16 protein-coding genes are annotated in these 14,536 nt (G+C 69.9%); 10 read left to right on the top strand and 6 right to left on the bottom strand.

The window, feature by feature from the left end; all coding sequences use genetic code 11:
* The first annotated feature begins 1 nt into the window (after nt 1).
* The 3 genes from QE397_RS12440 (at nt 2) to QE397_RS12430 (ending at nt 3,006) form a co-directional block, all read left to right on the top strand.
* On the top strand, nt 2–1,336 hold the full coding sequence (locus tag QE397_RS12440) for a WS/DGAT domain-containing protein (RefSeq protein WP_307095050.1): 1,335 nt from the start codon (nt 2–4) through the stop codon (nt 1,334–1,336).
* Between the two features lie 18 nt (nt 1,337–1,354).
* Nucleotides 1,355–2,128 (top strand): site-2 protease family protein, encoded by a 774-nt coding sequence (locus QE397_RS12435; RefSeq protein WP_027503891.1) that lies wholly within the window; start codon nt 1,355–1,357, stop codon nt 2,126–2,128.
* A gap of 140 nt (nt 2,129–2,268) precedes the next feature.
* The gene (locus QE397_RS12430) at nt 2,269–3,006 is read left to right on the top strand and encodes a DUF1906 domain-containing protein (protein ID WP_307095047.1); all 738 of its coding nucleotides are present in this window, start codon (nt 2,269–2,271) and stop codon (nt 3,004–3,006) included.
* A gap of 158 nt (nt 3,007–3,164) precedes the next feature.
* On the opposite strand, the gene QE397_RS12425 is transcribed toward QE397_RS12430, so the two are convergent.
* Nucleotides 3,165–3,932 carry a hypothetical protein gene (locus QE397_RS12425; RefSeq protein ID WP_222638176.1) on the bottom strand — a complete coding sequence of 256 codons (768 nt, stop codon included), beginning with the start codon at nt 3,930–3,932 and terminating at the stop codon, nt 3,165–3,167.
* 350 nt (nt 3,933–4,282) lie between these two features.
* Here QE397_RS12425 and QE397_RS12420 point away from each other — a divergent pair, with 350 nt between their 5' ends.
* A complete protein-coding gene (locus QE397_RS12420; protein ID WP_051612927.1) occupies nt 4,283–5,512 on the top strand; it encodes a mannosyltransferase in 1,230 nt (409 codons plus the stop codon).
* Here QE397_RS12420 and QE397_RS12415 read toward each other — a convergent pair.
* Entirely contained in the window at nt 5,460–5,744 is a 285-nt protein-coding gene (locus tag QE397_RS12415; protein ID WP_285188410.1) for a 4a-hydroxytetrahydrobiopterin dehydratase, read from the bottom strand. The two genes, QE397_RS12420 and QE397_RS12415, sit on opposite strands and share 53 nt — an antisense overlap.
* Before the next feature lie 9 nt (nt 5,745–5,753).
* Here QE397_RS12415 and QE397_RS12410 point away from each other — a divergent pair, with 9 nt between their 5' ends.
* Nucleotides 5,754–6,146: a (deoxy)nucleoside triphosphate pyrophosphohydrolase gene (locus QE397_RS12410; RefSeq protein WP_307095043.1), complete on the top strand. Its 393-nt coding sequence runs from the start codon at nt 5,754–5,756 to the stop codon at nt 6,144–6,146.
* Here QE397_RS12410 and QE397_RS12405 read toward each other — a convergent pair whose 3' ends face one another.
* Entirely contained in the window at nt 6,147–6,317 is a 171-nt protein-coding gene (locus tag QE397_RS12405; protein WP_204866762.1) for a hypothetical protein, read from the bottom strand.
* A 178-nt stretch (nt 6,318–6,495) separates the two neighbouring features.
* Here QE397_RS12405 and typA point away from each other — a divergent pair, with 178 nt between their 5' ends.
* The 5 genes from typA (at nt 6,496) to QE397_RS12380 (ending at nt 11,774) form a co-directional block, all read left to right on the top strand.
* Nucleotides 6,496–8,427, top strand: a complete 1,932-nt coding sequence (gene typA, locus QE397_RS12400; protein ID WP_037183854.1) for a translational GTPase TypA — start codon at nt 6,496–6,498, stop codon at nt 8,425–8,427.
* A gap of 2 nt (nt 8,428–8,429) precedes the next feature.
* Entirely contained in the window at nt 8,430–10,184 is a 1,755-nt protein-coding gene (locus tag QE397_RS12395; protein ID WP_222638172.1) for an ABC transporter family substrate-binding protein, read from the top strand.
* Nucleotides 10,181–11,062 (top strand): N-acetyl-1-D-myo-inositol-2-amino-2-deoxy-alpha-D-glucopyranoside deacetylase, encoded by an 882-nt coding sequence (mshB, locus tag QE397_RS12390; RefSeq protein WP_285188415.1) that lies wholly within the window; start codon nt 10,181–10,183, stop codon nt 11,060–11,062. The genes QE397_RS12395 and mshB overlap by 4 nt, the downstream gene beginning before the upstream one ends.
* A gap of 129 nt (nt 11,063–11,191) precedes the next feature.
* A complete protein-coding gene (locus tag QE397_RS12385; protein ID WP_162246780.1) occupies nt 11,192–11,344 on the top strand; it encodes a glycoside hydrolase family 6 protein in 153 nt (50 codons plus the stop codon).
* A 28-nt stretch (nt 11,345–11,372) separates the two neighbouring features.
* The gene (locus tag QE397_RS12380; protein WP_027503883.1) at nt 11,373–11,774 is read left to right on the top strand and encodes a hypothetical protein; all 402 of its coding nucleotides are present in this window, start codon (nt 11,373–11,375) and stop codon (nt 11,772–11,774) included.
* Here the strand turns inward: QE397_RS12380 and QE397_RS12375 are convergent.
* From QE397_RS12375 to QE397_RS12365, 3 genes are read right to left on the bottom strand one after another with little or no spacing between them, the layout of a single operon-like run.
* Entirely contained in the window at nt 11,747–12,505 is a 759-nt protein-coding gene (locus tag QE397_RS12375; RefSeq protein WP_222646058.1) for a uracil-DNA glycosylase, read from the bottom strand. The genes QE397_RS12380 and QE397_RS12375 overlap by 28 nt on opposite strands.
* Nucleotides 12,502–14,016, bottom strand: coding sequence for a PH domain-containing protein (locus QE397_RS12370; protein WP_307095039.1), 1,515 nt, complete (start codon nt 14,014–14,016; stop codon nt 12,502–12,504). The genes QE397_RS12375 and QE397_RS12370 overlap by 4 nt, the downstream gene beginning before the upstream one ends.
* On the bottom strand, nt 14,013–14,531 hold the full coding sequence (locus QE397_RS12365) for a PH domain-containing protein (protein WP_307095038.1): 519 nt from the start codon (nt 14,529–14,531) through the stop codon (nt 14,013–14,015). Before QE397_RS12365 ends, QE397_RS12370 begins: the two co-directional genes overlap by 4 nt.
* Between the last annotated feature and the right edge of the window lie 5 nt (nt 14,532–14,536).

Genomic DNA, 14,536 nt, shown 5'->3' with positions numbered 1-14,536 from the left:
CGTGACCGGTCGGCTCACGGCCACCGACGCCCGCATGTACTGGCTGTCGCGGCGCCTGCCGAGCGACCAGTTCCTGCTCTACGCGTTCGACGGTGTGCTCGACGACCCGGACGCCGTCGCCACGGCACTCGTGCGTCGGGCGCGGGCGGTGGGCGGGCTGTCGGTCCGTCTGCGCGAGACGCGGTGGACGGCCGACTACCCCTACTGGGTGCCCACGGAGGTGACCCGCGACCGGGTCCGCGTCCACGCCGGCGGGATGTGGCAGGACTGCCTCGACCGGGTGGCGGAGACCTTCGGGGATCAGGTCGAGCCGCGCCGCGAGCCGTGGCGCGTGCATCTGTACCCGTGCGTCGACGGGGTGCCCGGCACGACGGGGTCGGCGACGGTGCTCGTCCTGCAGATCGCGCACGCTCTCGGGGACGGCGGGCGGGTGTCGGCGCTGGCTCGCGCGTTGCTGTCGGACGAGCTGTCAGCGGCGGTGCGCACGGTGGTGGTGTCGGCGCCCCTCGCGGTCGCGCGTGGTGCCGTCGAGCTTCCCGCGCGGGTGATCGGCATGGTGCGTCGGGCACGTGAGGCGGTGGTGGCCGATCGTCGGCGCACGGCCGACACGGCGGCCGGCGTCATCCCCGGCCCGCCGCTTCCCCGAGCGCCGACGCTGTTGTCCCGCCCGGCAGGCGGGACCACCCGCATCCGGTGCGTGGTGTGCCCGGCGTCGGACCTCCGCACCGACACCGTCAGTGTCACCGTGGCCGCGCTCGTCGTGGTGTCGGACGCGATGAGTCGGCATCTCGCGTCCCTGGGCGAGCCGGTTCCGGACGACCTCGGGGCCGAGGTCATGATCGCCATACCGGGGGAGAGTCGAACCACCGCTGCTGCCAATGCTTTTCACAACGCGGGGGTGGATCTGCACCCGTCCGTGCAGGATCTCCGCGCGCGGGCGCGGGCGATCGACGACTCCCTGCAAGATCGGCGAAGACGGCTGGAACACCCCGCGTTCGGGGTCGGCGATCGCGCGACGGAGACCGTTCCCGCGGTGATCGTCCGGCGCGACGTCGACCGCGCCGACCTGTCGGTGGCGCCGACGACGGTGGCGGGTCACACGGTGGTCTCCAGTGTGAACCGAGGCGTCGCCGACCTCACGCTGAGCGGTCGGCCCGTCGTGCTGAGCGCCGGGTTCCCGGCCCTCTCGCCGACGGTCGGCGTCACGCACGGAGTGCACGGCATCGGCGACGTGGTGACCCTCTCGATCGTGACGAGCGACGACGTCATGGACGCCGACGCGTACACCGACTGCCTGCGGGAGGCCGTCGATCGAGTGCGGGAAGCGCTCAGGTGACCCGCCTACGCTGCTGACATGGCACTGTCCACGTCGGTACGACCCAGCCCCGTCTTCCTCGCGGTCGTCGCCGTCGCCGTGATCGGCGGTGTTCTGGCCTGGAACTCGACCAGGCCGGGCGACGTCCTGTCGTACGCCGGTGTCTTCGTCCTCGTCATCGGTGGATGGGTTGTGTCCCTGTGTCTCCACGAGTTCGCCCACGCGGTGACGGCCTGGCGCTTCGGTGATCACGACACCGCCGCGCGCGGCTATCTCACGCTGAACCCCCTGAAGTACACGGTGCCCGGACTGTCGATCGTGCTGCCGCTGATCTTCGTCGCGCTGGGCGGGATCGGTCTGCCGGGCGGCGCCGTGTGGCTGAACACCAGCGGTATGACCAGGCGGCAGCGGACGACGGTGTCCCTGGCCGGCCCGTTCGCCAATCTCGTTCTCGCGGTGATCCTTCTGGCGATCGTCGCGGTGTGGGCACCGGGCAGCGAGCACGCCTCCTTCTGGTTCGGCATGAGCTTCCTCGCCTTCCTGCAGGTGGTCGCCGTCGTGCTGAACCTGATCCCGATGCCGGGCCTGGACGGTTTCGGGGCGATCGAGCCCTACCTGTCGCCCGGTGCGCGGCGGTCGTTCGCGCAGATCGGGCCCTACGGGGTTCTCATCGTGGTGGCCCTGCTGTTCGTGCCGCAGGTCAACCGCGTCTTCTTCGACGCGGTGTACTCCCTGTACGAGCTGTCCGGCGTCCCCGCGGGGTGGGCCCAGAGCGGCGGCGTGCTCACGCGGTTCTGGACGCAATGGTACTGATCGCTGGGGACGAGGGGACTCACGGGACTAGCGGGGTCCCTGAGGTCTGTGGTGCAATAGCGCCGGAAATCGTGAGAAGTTACCAGCCCGGGGCGTTATGTCGAGGAAGGCGCGCCGGGCGAATCGAGAGGTAGACCCCAGTGCACGTGTCGCGTCGTCAATTGTTCCGCTATGCCGCCGCCGGTTCCGTCGCGGTCGGGGTCACCGGTGTCGCCGCTCGTGGCGTCGCCTCTGCCGCGCCCTCAGCACCCGCAGCGTTGGGCACGATCGTCGACTACGCCGGGGGAGTGCCGTCTGCCTCCGCCATCGCCGCCGCCGGCCATCTGGGCGCCATCCGCTACGTCTCGGACCGTCGACCCGGTGCGTCCTGGATGACGGGCAAGCCGATGACCGCCGCCGAGGCGGACGAGCTCACCGCGGCCGGTCTCCAGGTGGTGTCGTGCTACCAGTTCGGCAAGGGGGCGACGGCCGACTGGCGTGGCGGATTCGCCGCCGGCGTGAAGCACGCGACGCGCGGCCTCGAATTGCACACGGAGGCAGGCGGACCGGCGGACCGGCCCATCTACGCGTCGATCGACGACAACCCGACCGCGGTCGAGTTCGCCGCGATGATCGCGCCGTACCTGCTCGGCTGGCAGTCGGTGGTCGGGGCCGAGAACACGGGCGTGTACGCCAACTCGCCGACCATCGACCTCGCGGCGGCAGCGGGACTCGGTGCCTGGTACTGGCAGCACAACTGGGGGACGCCGAAGGGCTACGTGAACCCGGCTGCCCACCTGCATCAGATCGAGATCGACAAGCGAGCGATCGACGGAGTGGGTGTGGACGTCAACACCGTGCTGCGCGAGGACTACGGGCAGTGGAGCCTGTCCGCGTAACGCGGCGGCGGCCTCTCACGACACACCTGTCACAGCAGTCACACCTACGGAGAGGCACCATCGTGGAGTTCATCGACTACCTGTACGCGATCGCCGGAGCGATCTACACCCAGATCTCGACCGCGTTCGGTTCCTGAACACCGTTCTCGTCCCGATCGTCAGACGACGAAGGCACCGATGGTCGGCAGGAAGCTGCACGTGATGCCGGCCTCGGTGCTGATCGACCCGGAGACGGCGGCCAGGACGCGACCGGTCCCGGTGTCCGCGAGTGCCGAGAGCGTGGCCGGGCCGTCGGGGTTGATCCCCGCGGCACCCGTGAGCACGGTCGCTCCGGTGCGACCCGTGTCGACGTTGACCCAGTTCGCCGTCAGCGGCGCTGCCTGCACGTCGGCGAGCGGTGCGGTGCCGAGTGCCGTGAAGACGAAGCCGGCCTGACCGGCTGCGGGTCCGGGAGGCGGCAACTGTGCCGGGCCGGGTACCGCGAGCGCGCTCGCGACGGAGTCGGCCGTGGCCGAGATGCAGCCCTTGCCGACGGTGGGGTAGAAGAACTGCGAGATGACCGGGCCGTTCTGGGGGATCTCGGGGCCGCCACCACCGCTGCCGTCGAGGAACGTGATGATGCTGGTGAGGATGCGTTTCGCCTGGTCCGACAGCGGGGCCGTGGCCAGCAGCGCCTTCGCGCGCACCAACAGATCGCTCTGCGGCGACGCTGCGTCGCGCTCCGCGGCGTCGAGCAGGGTGGGGGCCAGGGCGGCCAGTGCCTCGTAGCCCGGCATCACCGGAACCTCGGCGGGCAGCGGCAGGACTGGGGCGGGTGCTGCGCCCGCCGCAGCGGGTGCGACGAAGGCGCAGGCGGCGGCGACGGCCACTCCGCTCAGAACACGTCGCGCTGCGACGCGCGTTCCCGTTGTCCCGATGTCCCGCATGATGTCCCCGTTTCTCCTCCGGCCGCCTCGAACCGTTCCGAGGCGACCCACGATGCACTATCTGCCCGTCACCGCCGTGCGAGGCAGTCGGGCGCGGGGTCACTCTATGTACACGGAGTGACGGTTGTACAGCAGCTCACCGGTCGATCGACCCGTGTCGCTCGCTCCGATTCGAACGGTAGTCTGTTAATAGAGTGTCTGGTGTTGCCAGAGTGAACAGTGATGCGATCGTTACTGCTGTGAGCCGTGTCGCGTGACAACGCGGCGGCCCCGTGGTGCAGAAGAGTCACGTCGCACGGTGCGGATAGGCTGCGCTCTGGCTTCGACCCCCGTCGATCGGAAGAACACTCGTGAGTGAAGTACGGCGATCGGCCGGGCGCACGTTGCTGGCAGCAGCACCGGCCCTGTTCGTGATCTCGCTGATCCTGCGTGTGGTGTGGACCGTCGCCACCCCCAACGGCAGCAACTGGGTCGATCTCCACGTGTACGTCGACGGTTCGGCCCGCCTGTTCAGCGGCGACCTCTACGACTTCACCTACTCGGAGGAGACTCCCGACTTCCCCCTGCCCTTCACGTACCCACCGTTCGCCGCGCTCGTGTTCTATCCGCTGCATTTCCTGCCGTTCCCGGTGGTGGGCGCTGCCTGGATGATCGCCACGATCGCCGCGCTGTACGCGGTGGTCCGGCTCGCACAGGGCATGGTCGGGTCGGGCCTCTGGTCCGGACACCGGGCGGCGTTGCTCTGGACGACGGTGGGCCTGTGGACCGAGTCGATGCGCACCACCCTGGACTACGGCCAGGTCAACGTGTTCCTGGTTCTGCTGGCGATGCTCGCGGCCCGCAGCGCCCGCTGGTGGCTGTCGGGTGCCCTGGTCGGCGTCGCGGCAGGCGTCAAGCTCACCCCCGCCATCACCGGCCTCTACTTCCTGGCGCAGCGTCGGTGGGCGGCCGCCGCGTTCTCCGCCGTCGCGTTCGCGGCGACGGTCGCGATCAGCTTCCTGCTCGTGGGGTCCGCCGCGACGACGTACTTCACCACCCTGCTGGGCGACGCGGACCGGATCGGTCCCGTCGGCTCGGTGTGGAACCAGTCCCTGCGCGGAGCGCTGTCACGCGTGGCCGGGCAGGACGTCGGCCAGGGGCCGGTGTGGCTGGTCGCGGCGGCCGTGGTGCTGGCCGCGGCATTCCTGGCCTGGCGGACGCTGGCACGCGACGATCGCCTGGGGACGCTCGTCGTCGTCTCGTTCGTGGGCCTGATGATCTCGCCGATCTCCTGGTCCCACCACTGGGTCTGGGTGGTGCCCATGTCGATCTGGCTGATGCACGGTCCGTTGTCGGGTGCGCCGGGAGCGCGCGTGCTCGCGGGGTACTGGCTCGTGGTCACCCTGATCGGCGTGCCGTGGATCCTCAGCTTCGAACAACCGTCCATCTGGGACATCTCGCGCCCGTGGCCACTCGCTCTGGCGGGATCGGTCTACGCCGTCGGCACCCTGGCACTGTTCGTCTGGATCGCGGTGGTGGGCCGCCGCGTCACCTCGCCAGGCGGTCGATCGCGGCCGCGAGCAGGACGTCCTTCCCGGTGAGTCCACCCGCGGAGTGCGTCGACAGCCGGTAGGTCACCGACCGCCATCGGACGTCGATGTCCGGATGATGGTCCGCCGATTCTGCCTCCTCCGCGACGCGCCGGACGAGGTCGATCGCCTTGAGGAAGCTCGCCGACTCGACGGTGCGGACCAGGGTGTCCCCGTCTCGCTGCCAGTCGGTCAGGCGTGTGAGTGCGTCGTCGATCTCCGTGTCGTTCAGCAAGTCGGCCATACTGCGATGGTGCCAGTTCCCGAGCCCGCGCTGGTGGTCGCGGGCGCCCTCGTCGAGAACGGGCGCCTGCTGCTCGCGCGTCGCGCCTTCCCACCGGAACTGGCGGGACTCTGGGAACTGCCCGGCGGCAAGGTCGACCCCGGCGAGACCCCCGAGGACGCACTGGTCCGGGAACTGCGCGAGGAACTGGGTATCGTGGTGACCGTCGGCGAGCCCGTCGGTGTCGACGTCGCACTCTCGGCGTCGCTGACACTGCGCGCCTACGCGGTCACACGGTTCTCCGGGACGGCGACGGCGCTCGAGCACGAAGCCCTCCGCTGGGTCGACGCGGCGGATCTGCACGGAGTCGATCTGGTGCCGGCGGACGCCGCGTGGCTGCCGGATCTCGCGGCGCTGCTGTAGTCAGGCCGCGCGGGCTTTCTTCAGACCCTTCTTCAGGTCCTTGCCCGTGACACCTGCTTGTTCCAGTTTCTTCATCCGCATGATCACCACCGGACACGTCAGACAGCGAGTCTTGCTGCGGCAGCACTTCTTCTTGGCCTTGCCGCGAGCGACCTTCGATGCCGAGGACATCGGGTGAGGGTACCCTGAGGTGGAGCCCGTGCCGACCGTCCCGGCCTGCGTGACCGCCGTCACCCGAGCCGACCGAGTAAACTGATCCGGTCGCGCTTCTCGTCGGCGACGCAGCGCGCTCTCTGGGAGAGGAAGCCGCTCGCTCTTCACCCCGCATTCGACCCAGGAGATTTCACGCGTGACCAGCCCCACCGCCAGTCAGACCGTACCCACCACCTTCCGCAACGTCGCCATCGTCGCGCACGTCGACCACGGCAAGACCACGCTCGTCGACGCGATGCTGCGCCAGTCCGGTGCCTTCGAGGAACGCGCCGAGGCCATCGACCGCGTGATGGACTCGGGTGACCTGGAGAAGGAGAAGGGCATCACGATCCTGGCCAAGAACACGGCCGTGCACAAGCGCAACGCCGACGGCAGCACCACCGTCATCAACGTGATCGACACCCCCGGCCACGCCGACTTCGGTGGCGAGGTCGAGCGCGGCCTGTCCATGGTCGACGGTGTCGTGCTGCTCGTCGACGCCTCCGAGGGCCCGCTGCCGCAGACGCGCTTCGTGCTCCGCAAGGCGCTCGCCGCGTCGCTGCCCGTCATTCTCGTGGTCAACAAGACCGACCGTCCCGACGCGCGCATCGAGGAGGTCGTCTCCGAGAGCCACGACCTGCTCCTCGACCTGGCGTCGGACCTCGACGACGAGGCCTCCGAGGCTGCCGAGCTGGCCCTCGACCTCCCCGTCCTGTACGCCTCCGGCCGTGAGGGCAAGGCGTCGACGAAGCAGCCGGAGAACGGACACGCTCCCGACGCGGAGAACCTCGACGAGCTGTTCGAGATCCTGCTCAGCTACATCCCGGCACCGAAGGGCAACGTCGAGGCGCCGCTGCAGGCTCACGTCACCAACCTCGACGCCTCCGCCTTCCTGGGCCGTCTCGCCCTGGTCCGCATCCACAACGGTGAGCTCAACAAGGGTCAGACCGTGAGCTGGATGCGCGAGGTCGACGGCGAGCCCGTCGTCCAGAAGGCCAAGATCACCGAGTTGCTCACCACCATCGGTGTCGAGCGCGTTCCCGGTCAGAAGGGTGTCGCCGGTGACATCGTCGCCGTCGCAGGCTTCCCGGACATCATGATCGGTGACACGCTGGCCGACCTCGAGAACCCGGTCGCCCTGCCGCGCATCACCGTCGATCAGCCGGCCATCTCGGTGACCATCGGTACCAACACGAGCCCCCTGGTGGGACGCGTGAGCGGCCACAAGCTGACCGCCCGCATGGTCAAGTCGCGTCTGGACCAGGAGCTCATCGGCAACGTCTCGCTCAAGGTCCTCGACATCGGTCGCCCCGATGCGTGGGAGGTCCAGGGTCGTGGCGAGCTCGCGCTCGCCATTCTGGTCGAGCAGATGCGCCGCGAAGGCTTCGAGCTCACCGTCGGCAAGCCGCAGGTGGTCACCCGCCAGGTCGACGGCAAGCTGCACGAGCCCTTCGAGGAGCTCACCATCGACACTCCCGAGGAGTACCTCGGCGGCGTCACGCAGCTGCTCGCCGCCCGTAAGGGCAAGATGGTCCAGATGACGAACCACGGCGCAGGCTGGGTTCGTATGGAGTTCATCGTCCCCTCGCGCGGTCTCATCGGCTTCCGTACGGACTTCCTCACCGACACGCGCGGCACCGGCATCGCCAACGCCGTCTTCCACGGTTACGCACCGTGGGCCGGCGAGATCCGCGCGCGCCACACCGGCTCGCTCGTCTCGGACCGTCAGGGCAGCGTCACCCCGTTCGCCATGATCCAGCTGGCCGACCGCGGCACGTTCTTCGTCGAGCCCGGTGCGGACACCTACGAGGGCATGGTCGTGGGCATCAACCCCCGCCAGGAGGACCTCGACATCAACGTCACCCGCGAGAAGAAGCTGACCAACATGCGTCAGTCCTCCGCCGACGTGATGGAGACCCTCGCCAAGCCGAAGAAGCTCGACCTCGAGATGGCGATGGAGTTCTGTGCCGGCGACGAGTGCGTCGAGGTCACGCCGGAGGTCGTCCGCGTGCGCAAGGTGCACCTCGACTCGAACGAGCGTGCGCGTGAGCGTTCGCGCAGCAAGTCGCGTGACAAGGCTGCTCTGTAATCATGTCGGTGGCGCGGGTGGGTGCGGCGCTGGCCGCTGCCCTGCTCGCGCTGTCCGCGTGCACGGCCGATCCGCCGCCGCCGATCCAGAGCACCGAGACGGCCACGACGACGCCTCCCGCAGCGCCGGCGGCCACGGGTAATCCGGTCGTGGTGGCCATCGACGACGTCGGTACGGGATTCAACCCGCACCTGCTGGCCGACCAGTCGCCCGCGAACACCGCGGTGTCCACGCTGGTGTTCCCCAGCCCCTTCCGCCCCGCGTCGGTGGGGACAGGAGTCGAGTGGCTGCCCGACGCGTCGCTGGTGCTGTCGGCCGAGGTGACGTCGCAGGCCCCGTTCACCATCACCTACCGGCTGCGCAACGAGTCGCAGTGGTCGGACGGTGCGCCCATCGCGGCCGAGGACTTCCGCTACCTGTGGCAACAGATGATCGACGCGCCCGGCGTGGTGGATCCCGCAGGCTACGAGGCGATCGACGACATCGCGTCCTCGGACGGTGGCAAGACCGTCACCGTCACGATGGCGACGCCGTACCCTGCGTGGCGCGAGCTCTTCGAGAATCTGTTGCCCTCCCATCTGCTCAAGGACTCGCTGGGCGGCTTCGAGCGCGGACTGCGCGACAACGTGTCCGTCTCCGGCGGACACTTCCGCATCGAGTCGATCGATCGTGGCCGCGACGAGATCCTGCTCGAGCGCAACGACCGCTACTGGGGGTCACCCTCCACGCCCGATCAGATCCTCCTCCGACGCGGGGGCAGCGACGCCCAGCTCGCCGACTCGATGCGCTCCGGTGACGCCCAGATCGCCGAGGTGCGTGGCGGTTCGGCGACACTGGCGCAACTGGGCGCCATCCCCAACGTCCGCACGGACACCCGGTTCCGTTCGCGGACCCTCGAACTGACGTTGAACGGCCGGGTGCCGGAACTCGCGGACGCCGACGTGCGCCGCGGCGTCATGGGTCTGCTGGACGTGGACCTGCTGTCCACCGTCGCGTCGGGTACCGGCACGGCCGCGAACACCGTTCGCGCGCAGGTTCTCTCGCCGTCCCAGCCCGGCTACGTCCCCACGGCTCCGCAGACTCTCCCGCGGGACGAGGCACTGCAGCTGCTCGCCGACGCGGGATTCGTGCCGGTGCCGCTGCCGCCGGCCCTGGCTCCCACCTCGGGCCAACCCACCGCGACGACGACGCCGGTGCCGGGTAGCACGCGCGCGCTGACCGTCGTGATCGGCGCTCCCGAGAACGACGCGGTCGCGGTCGCGGTGGCCAACACGGCCGCCGATCAACTCCGCGACGCGGGCGTCGACGCCAGCGTCGCTCCCACCGATCCGGAGGAGTTGTACGGCACCGCGCTGCTCGAGGGCACGGTCGACGCCGTCGTCGGGTGGAGCCACGTGGGTACCGATGTGGCCACCGCCTGGTCGTCGCGCTACGGATGTGCAGCAACCGATCTCGCGACGTCGACGACGACGGCACCCGATTCCGACGCCGACCCGGTGGCGGCGAGCAACCTGTCCGGAGTCTGCGATCCGTCGCTCGAGCCGGTGATGGACCAGAGCCTGAGAGGCGACGTGAACCCGACCGAGGCCGTCATCGCGGCGCAGCCGCAGCTGTGGAACCTGCACACCGTGCTTCCCATCGCGCAAGACAGTTCCGTCGTCGCCGTGGGTCCCGGCGTGAGCGGCGCGACGCTCGCGGGGCCCGTCGAACTCGGTGTCTTCGGGGACGCGGACGACTGGATGCGGGTGACGCCGTGACGGAGCGGCCCCGGATGCTGGTCGTCCATGCGCACCCCGACGACGAGACCATCACCACCGGCGGCACCATCGCCCGCGCCGTGCGGGCGGGCGTGGACGTGACGGTCCTGACCTGCTCGCTCGGCGAGGAGGGTGAGGTGATCGGGGAGACGTGGGCCGGACTGGTCGCGGATCGCGCGGATCAGTTGGGCGGGTACCGCATCCACGAGCTGACCGTGGCGCTCGAGGCGCTCGGATGCCGGCCGCCGCGGTTTCTCGGCGGTGCCGGGCACTGGCGCGACTCGGGCATGGCCGGAACCCCCGCGGCACGCCACCCGCGTGCCTTCGTCAACGCCGACCCGGACGAGGCCGTCGGCGCGATGGTCGAGGTCATCCGTGACGTTCGCCCGCAGGTCCTCGTGGCCTACGACCCCGAGGGCGGCTACGGCCACCCGGACCACATGCAGGTGCACCGGCTGGCTGGACTGGCCGTCGAGGCGGCGGAGGACCCTGCCCGGTTCGCCGAGACGGGGCCGGCCTGGTCGGTGGACAAGATGTACTGGACGGTCACCGGTCTGCATCAGTTGACCGCAGGCCTGAGCGACCTCGGCGACGTCCCCCAGCAGTGGCGCATGCCTGTCGAGGGCGAGCTGCCGAGCGTGCCCGACGACACGATCACCACGTCCGTCGACGTCCGCCCGGTGCTCGATCTCAAACGACTCGCGTTGCGCGCGCACCGAACTCAGGTCACCGTCGCGGAGTCCGGTCGGGTCTACGCCCTGTCGAACGACATCGCGCAGCCGGTCCTCGAGGACGAGCAGTACATCCTCGTCCGCGGCGATCTCGGACCGGTCGACTCGTCCGGGCGCGAGACCGACCTGTTCGCGGGGATCGTGTGACGGCCCCCAGTGTCTGCCCGGGGACGGTGTGCGGGTCCGAACCGGGCTCGGTGCCGGGTTATGCTGTGAGCGGCATCACCGGACGGGGTCGGACGTACCCGGTGAGTTCGACTCGAAGGAGCTCTTCCCATGAATTTCGATCTTCAGTACGCCATCGTGGCGTTCGTGGATTCCCTGCGACCCACAGCCGATCTGCAGCGCGAGATCTACCTGAACTCCGTGGGCGGCTTCGCGACGTTCGTGAGCAACTACCTCACGTCGATCGGGTTCCCTCCTCGCTGACGTTCACGGCGCCGACAGGATCGGCGCGATGACGGGCCACGCCGGGGAGGGCGTGGTGTCCGGCATCAAGGCGTCGATCGTCGGCGCACTGGTGCTCGACGGGTTCCTGTGCGCCGTGACCGCAGTGCTGTTCCTCCCGCTGTATCTGGGAAGCACTCCGTTCCCCGTCAGTGGTGTCCTCGCCGGCATCGTCAACGTGATCCTCGTGCGGGTCGCGTTCTCGGTGACGCACAACGTCTCCCGCGCCGCTCTCCCGGTCGCGGGATTCTTCGTGGGTCTCGTGCTGGCCATGCTGGGGGGACCGGGTGGAGACGTGCTCGTCGTGGCCGACTGGCGCACCCTGGTCCTCGTGGCAGGCGGGTTGCTTCCCGCTGTGGTGCAACTGTTCGCGTTGCGCATGGGTCAGTTCGCCGAACTCGGACGCGGCTGACTCCTGTCGATTCCGGCGGCATCGGCCGCCGCGGCGAGCACCTGCTCCACCATGGCCGGCGTGAGCCGTCCGGTGAAGGTGTTCTGCTGGCTGACATGGAAGCACCCGAACAGATGCAGGTCCGACAACTCCTTCTCGGGTGACGTCAGCACGACGTGCGCACCGTGGCCGAACTTCGGGCGCGGTCGGGGGATCGTCCACCCCGCGCCGTCGAGGACCGGAAGCAGTGCCTGCCAGCCGAATCCGCCCAGGACCATCACGGCCCGAACGGTCGGCGCCAGGATGTGCAGTTCCGTCTCCAACCAGTGACGGCACCGGTCGCGCTCCTCCGGTGTCGGCTTGTTGGCCGGGGGAGCGCAGTGCACCGGCGACGTGATGCGCGTGCCGATCAACTCGAGGCCGTCGGCGATGTGGGTCGCCGTGGGCTGCGTGGCGAGGCCGACGGCGTGCATGGCCGCGTAGAGAACGTCGCCGCTGCGGTCGCCCGTGAACATCCGCCCGGTGCGATTCGCGCCGTGCGCCGCCGGCGCCAGGCCGACGATCAGCAGCCGAGCGTCCACGGGGCCGAAACCCGGAACCGGTCGGCCCCAGTAGGTCTCGTCACGGAACGCGGCACGCTTCTCGCGCGCCACCAGCTCACGCCACTCCACCAGGCGCGGACACGCGCGGCACTCCGACACCGCCACATCGAGTTCGGGGATGCTCCGGGGTGTACCGGAGGCGGGTGTCACGGGCGCTCGACCCACACGTCGCCGGCACCGGGCTGAGCGCTCTCGACGATCGACCACGCGTGGTCGGCGGGTACGTCGAGGACCGTGTAGCGGCCCGTGCCGGCCGCGGTGGCGGCGACGATGGTCGCGACACCGGCCCGTCGCTGGAAGAAGGTCTGCCGGACACCCCAGGCGACCACGCCGTCGGTGTCGAGGACGACGCGTCGCCGGTCGAGGCTGCCGTGCTCGGTGATCAGAACTCCAGGGTGGGCACGGTGGCCCAGGGCGGCGTACCGATCGAGCGCCAGGGCGACGGCGGCCACCACGAGGAGCGCGACGCCGATCCACGCGGCGATCGGGACGTCCCGGCCGGTCGACCGGACCACGAGGAGTGCGACAGCGACCAGCAGGACCGGCCCGACGGCGCGGGTGAGCCTGCGCCGCAAAGCCGCCGGTCCGTGCTTCTGCAGTGTCACCGTGGCCGGCGCGCTCTCCGGCAGACCCGCCAGCACGTCGTCCATCGTGTGGCGGGCGGCCGGCAGGGGAGCGGGCGGCAGGAGCAGCGACGACTCCTTCTCCGAAGCGGACACCCCGGTCATGACGGCATCCAGGCGTGCTCCGCGCGCCCACCGCAGGACCAGCGGTCGACGCAGTGTCGCGCCGCGGAGGCGGTCGCGGTCCAGCGTCGTGTGCCGCGTCGACAGCAGTCCGTGGCCGACGCGGAGCCTGGTGCCGTCGTCGGTCACGGAGAGGTTGCCGTAGACGACCAGGTAGCGCACCACGGAGACGATGCTCGACACGACGAGCAGCAGGGCCGCGGCGACGACCACCGCGACCACGATGCCGAGGCGCAGAACGGCCTGATAGGTGTCGTCGAGGGCCGGCGAAGAGGCGATGTCACCGGCGAACCCGGACTGGAACACGAGCCCGAATCCGGCACCGACGACGACGATGCCCGTGGCCGTGAAGGGGGCGAATCGAACCCAGCCGGTGCGAAAGTGGGCGATCTCACGTTCGGGCGTCACGGCGGGTTCGGTCACTGCGACCGGATCCACTCCCACCGTCCGGCCGGTGCCCGCCAGCAACTCCTCACGCAGGGCGGGGACCAGGTTCGAGGCGAGGGCGTTCAGCTCGAACGAGTCGGCCTTGTCCGACTTCTGCTGACCGGTGCCCACGGTGAGGATCGACAGTCCCAGCAGTCGGTGCAGCGGCCCGGCTCGCACGTCCACACTGCGGATTCGACCACGCGGAATGGAGAGCACCTTCTTCTGGAAGAGCCCGCGGCGCAGCTGGACGTCGTCCGAGCCGATGCGGTACCCGGTGGTGAACCAGCGCAGGATCGCCGCGCCCACGAGGAGGACCACGACGATCAGGCCCCAGACGTGCGTGCCGCTCTGCGATCCGAGGACGAGGGACACCAGGAGCACCGGCAGCAGGCGGACCAGCTCGGTGACCGGGTGGATCAGGAGCATGCGCTTGTCGAGTCGCAGCCACGGCAACTCGTCGACGCGCAGGCCGACGTCCTGCGTCACGTGGCGTCGCCTCGTGAGCGTGCGGCCGCCGCGGTGATGGCGGCGACGGTGCGATCGGCGGTCGCGAGGTCGAGCCCCGCGATCTCCAGAGCTCCCGCGGAGGACGCGGTCGTCACCGTCACGGTGGCCAGTCCGAGTGCCCGGTCGAGCGGCCCGCGCGCGGTGTCGACGGTCTGCACTCGGGACAGGGGAGCGATGCGCCGTTCCTGAGTCACCCAGCCGGTGCGCGTGTGGACGGCGGTGTCGCTCAGTTCCCAGCGGTGCACCCGATAGCGCCACTGCGGCGCGATGGTCACGTGCGCTCCCGCGAGGACCACCACGGCGACGGCAGCGGCCACCACGGGCGTCCAGGACGGGCGCTCGACGTTCACCGCGAGCACCACGGCCCACACGATCACGGCGACGACCACCGGGAGCCACAGCAGGGCGGCTGCCACGGCCCACAGAATCTTCGCCCGCGGATCGGGGCGATGCGCGGGATCGGTGAGGACCACACCGGGACTGTTGTCGGACACGTCGC

The sequence above is a fragment of the Rhodococcus sp. SORGH_AS_0301 genome, assembly GCF_030818285.1.
GTDB lineage: Bacteria > Actinomycetota > Actinomycetes > Mycobacteriales > Mycobacteriaceae > Rhodococcoides.
Note: the sequence above shows the minus strand (reverse complement) of the source record. Positions and strands in the feature narration are given on the sequence as shown.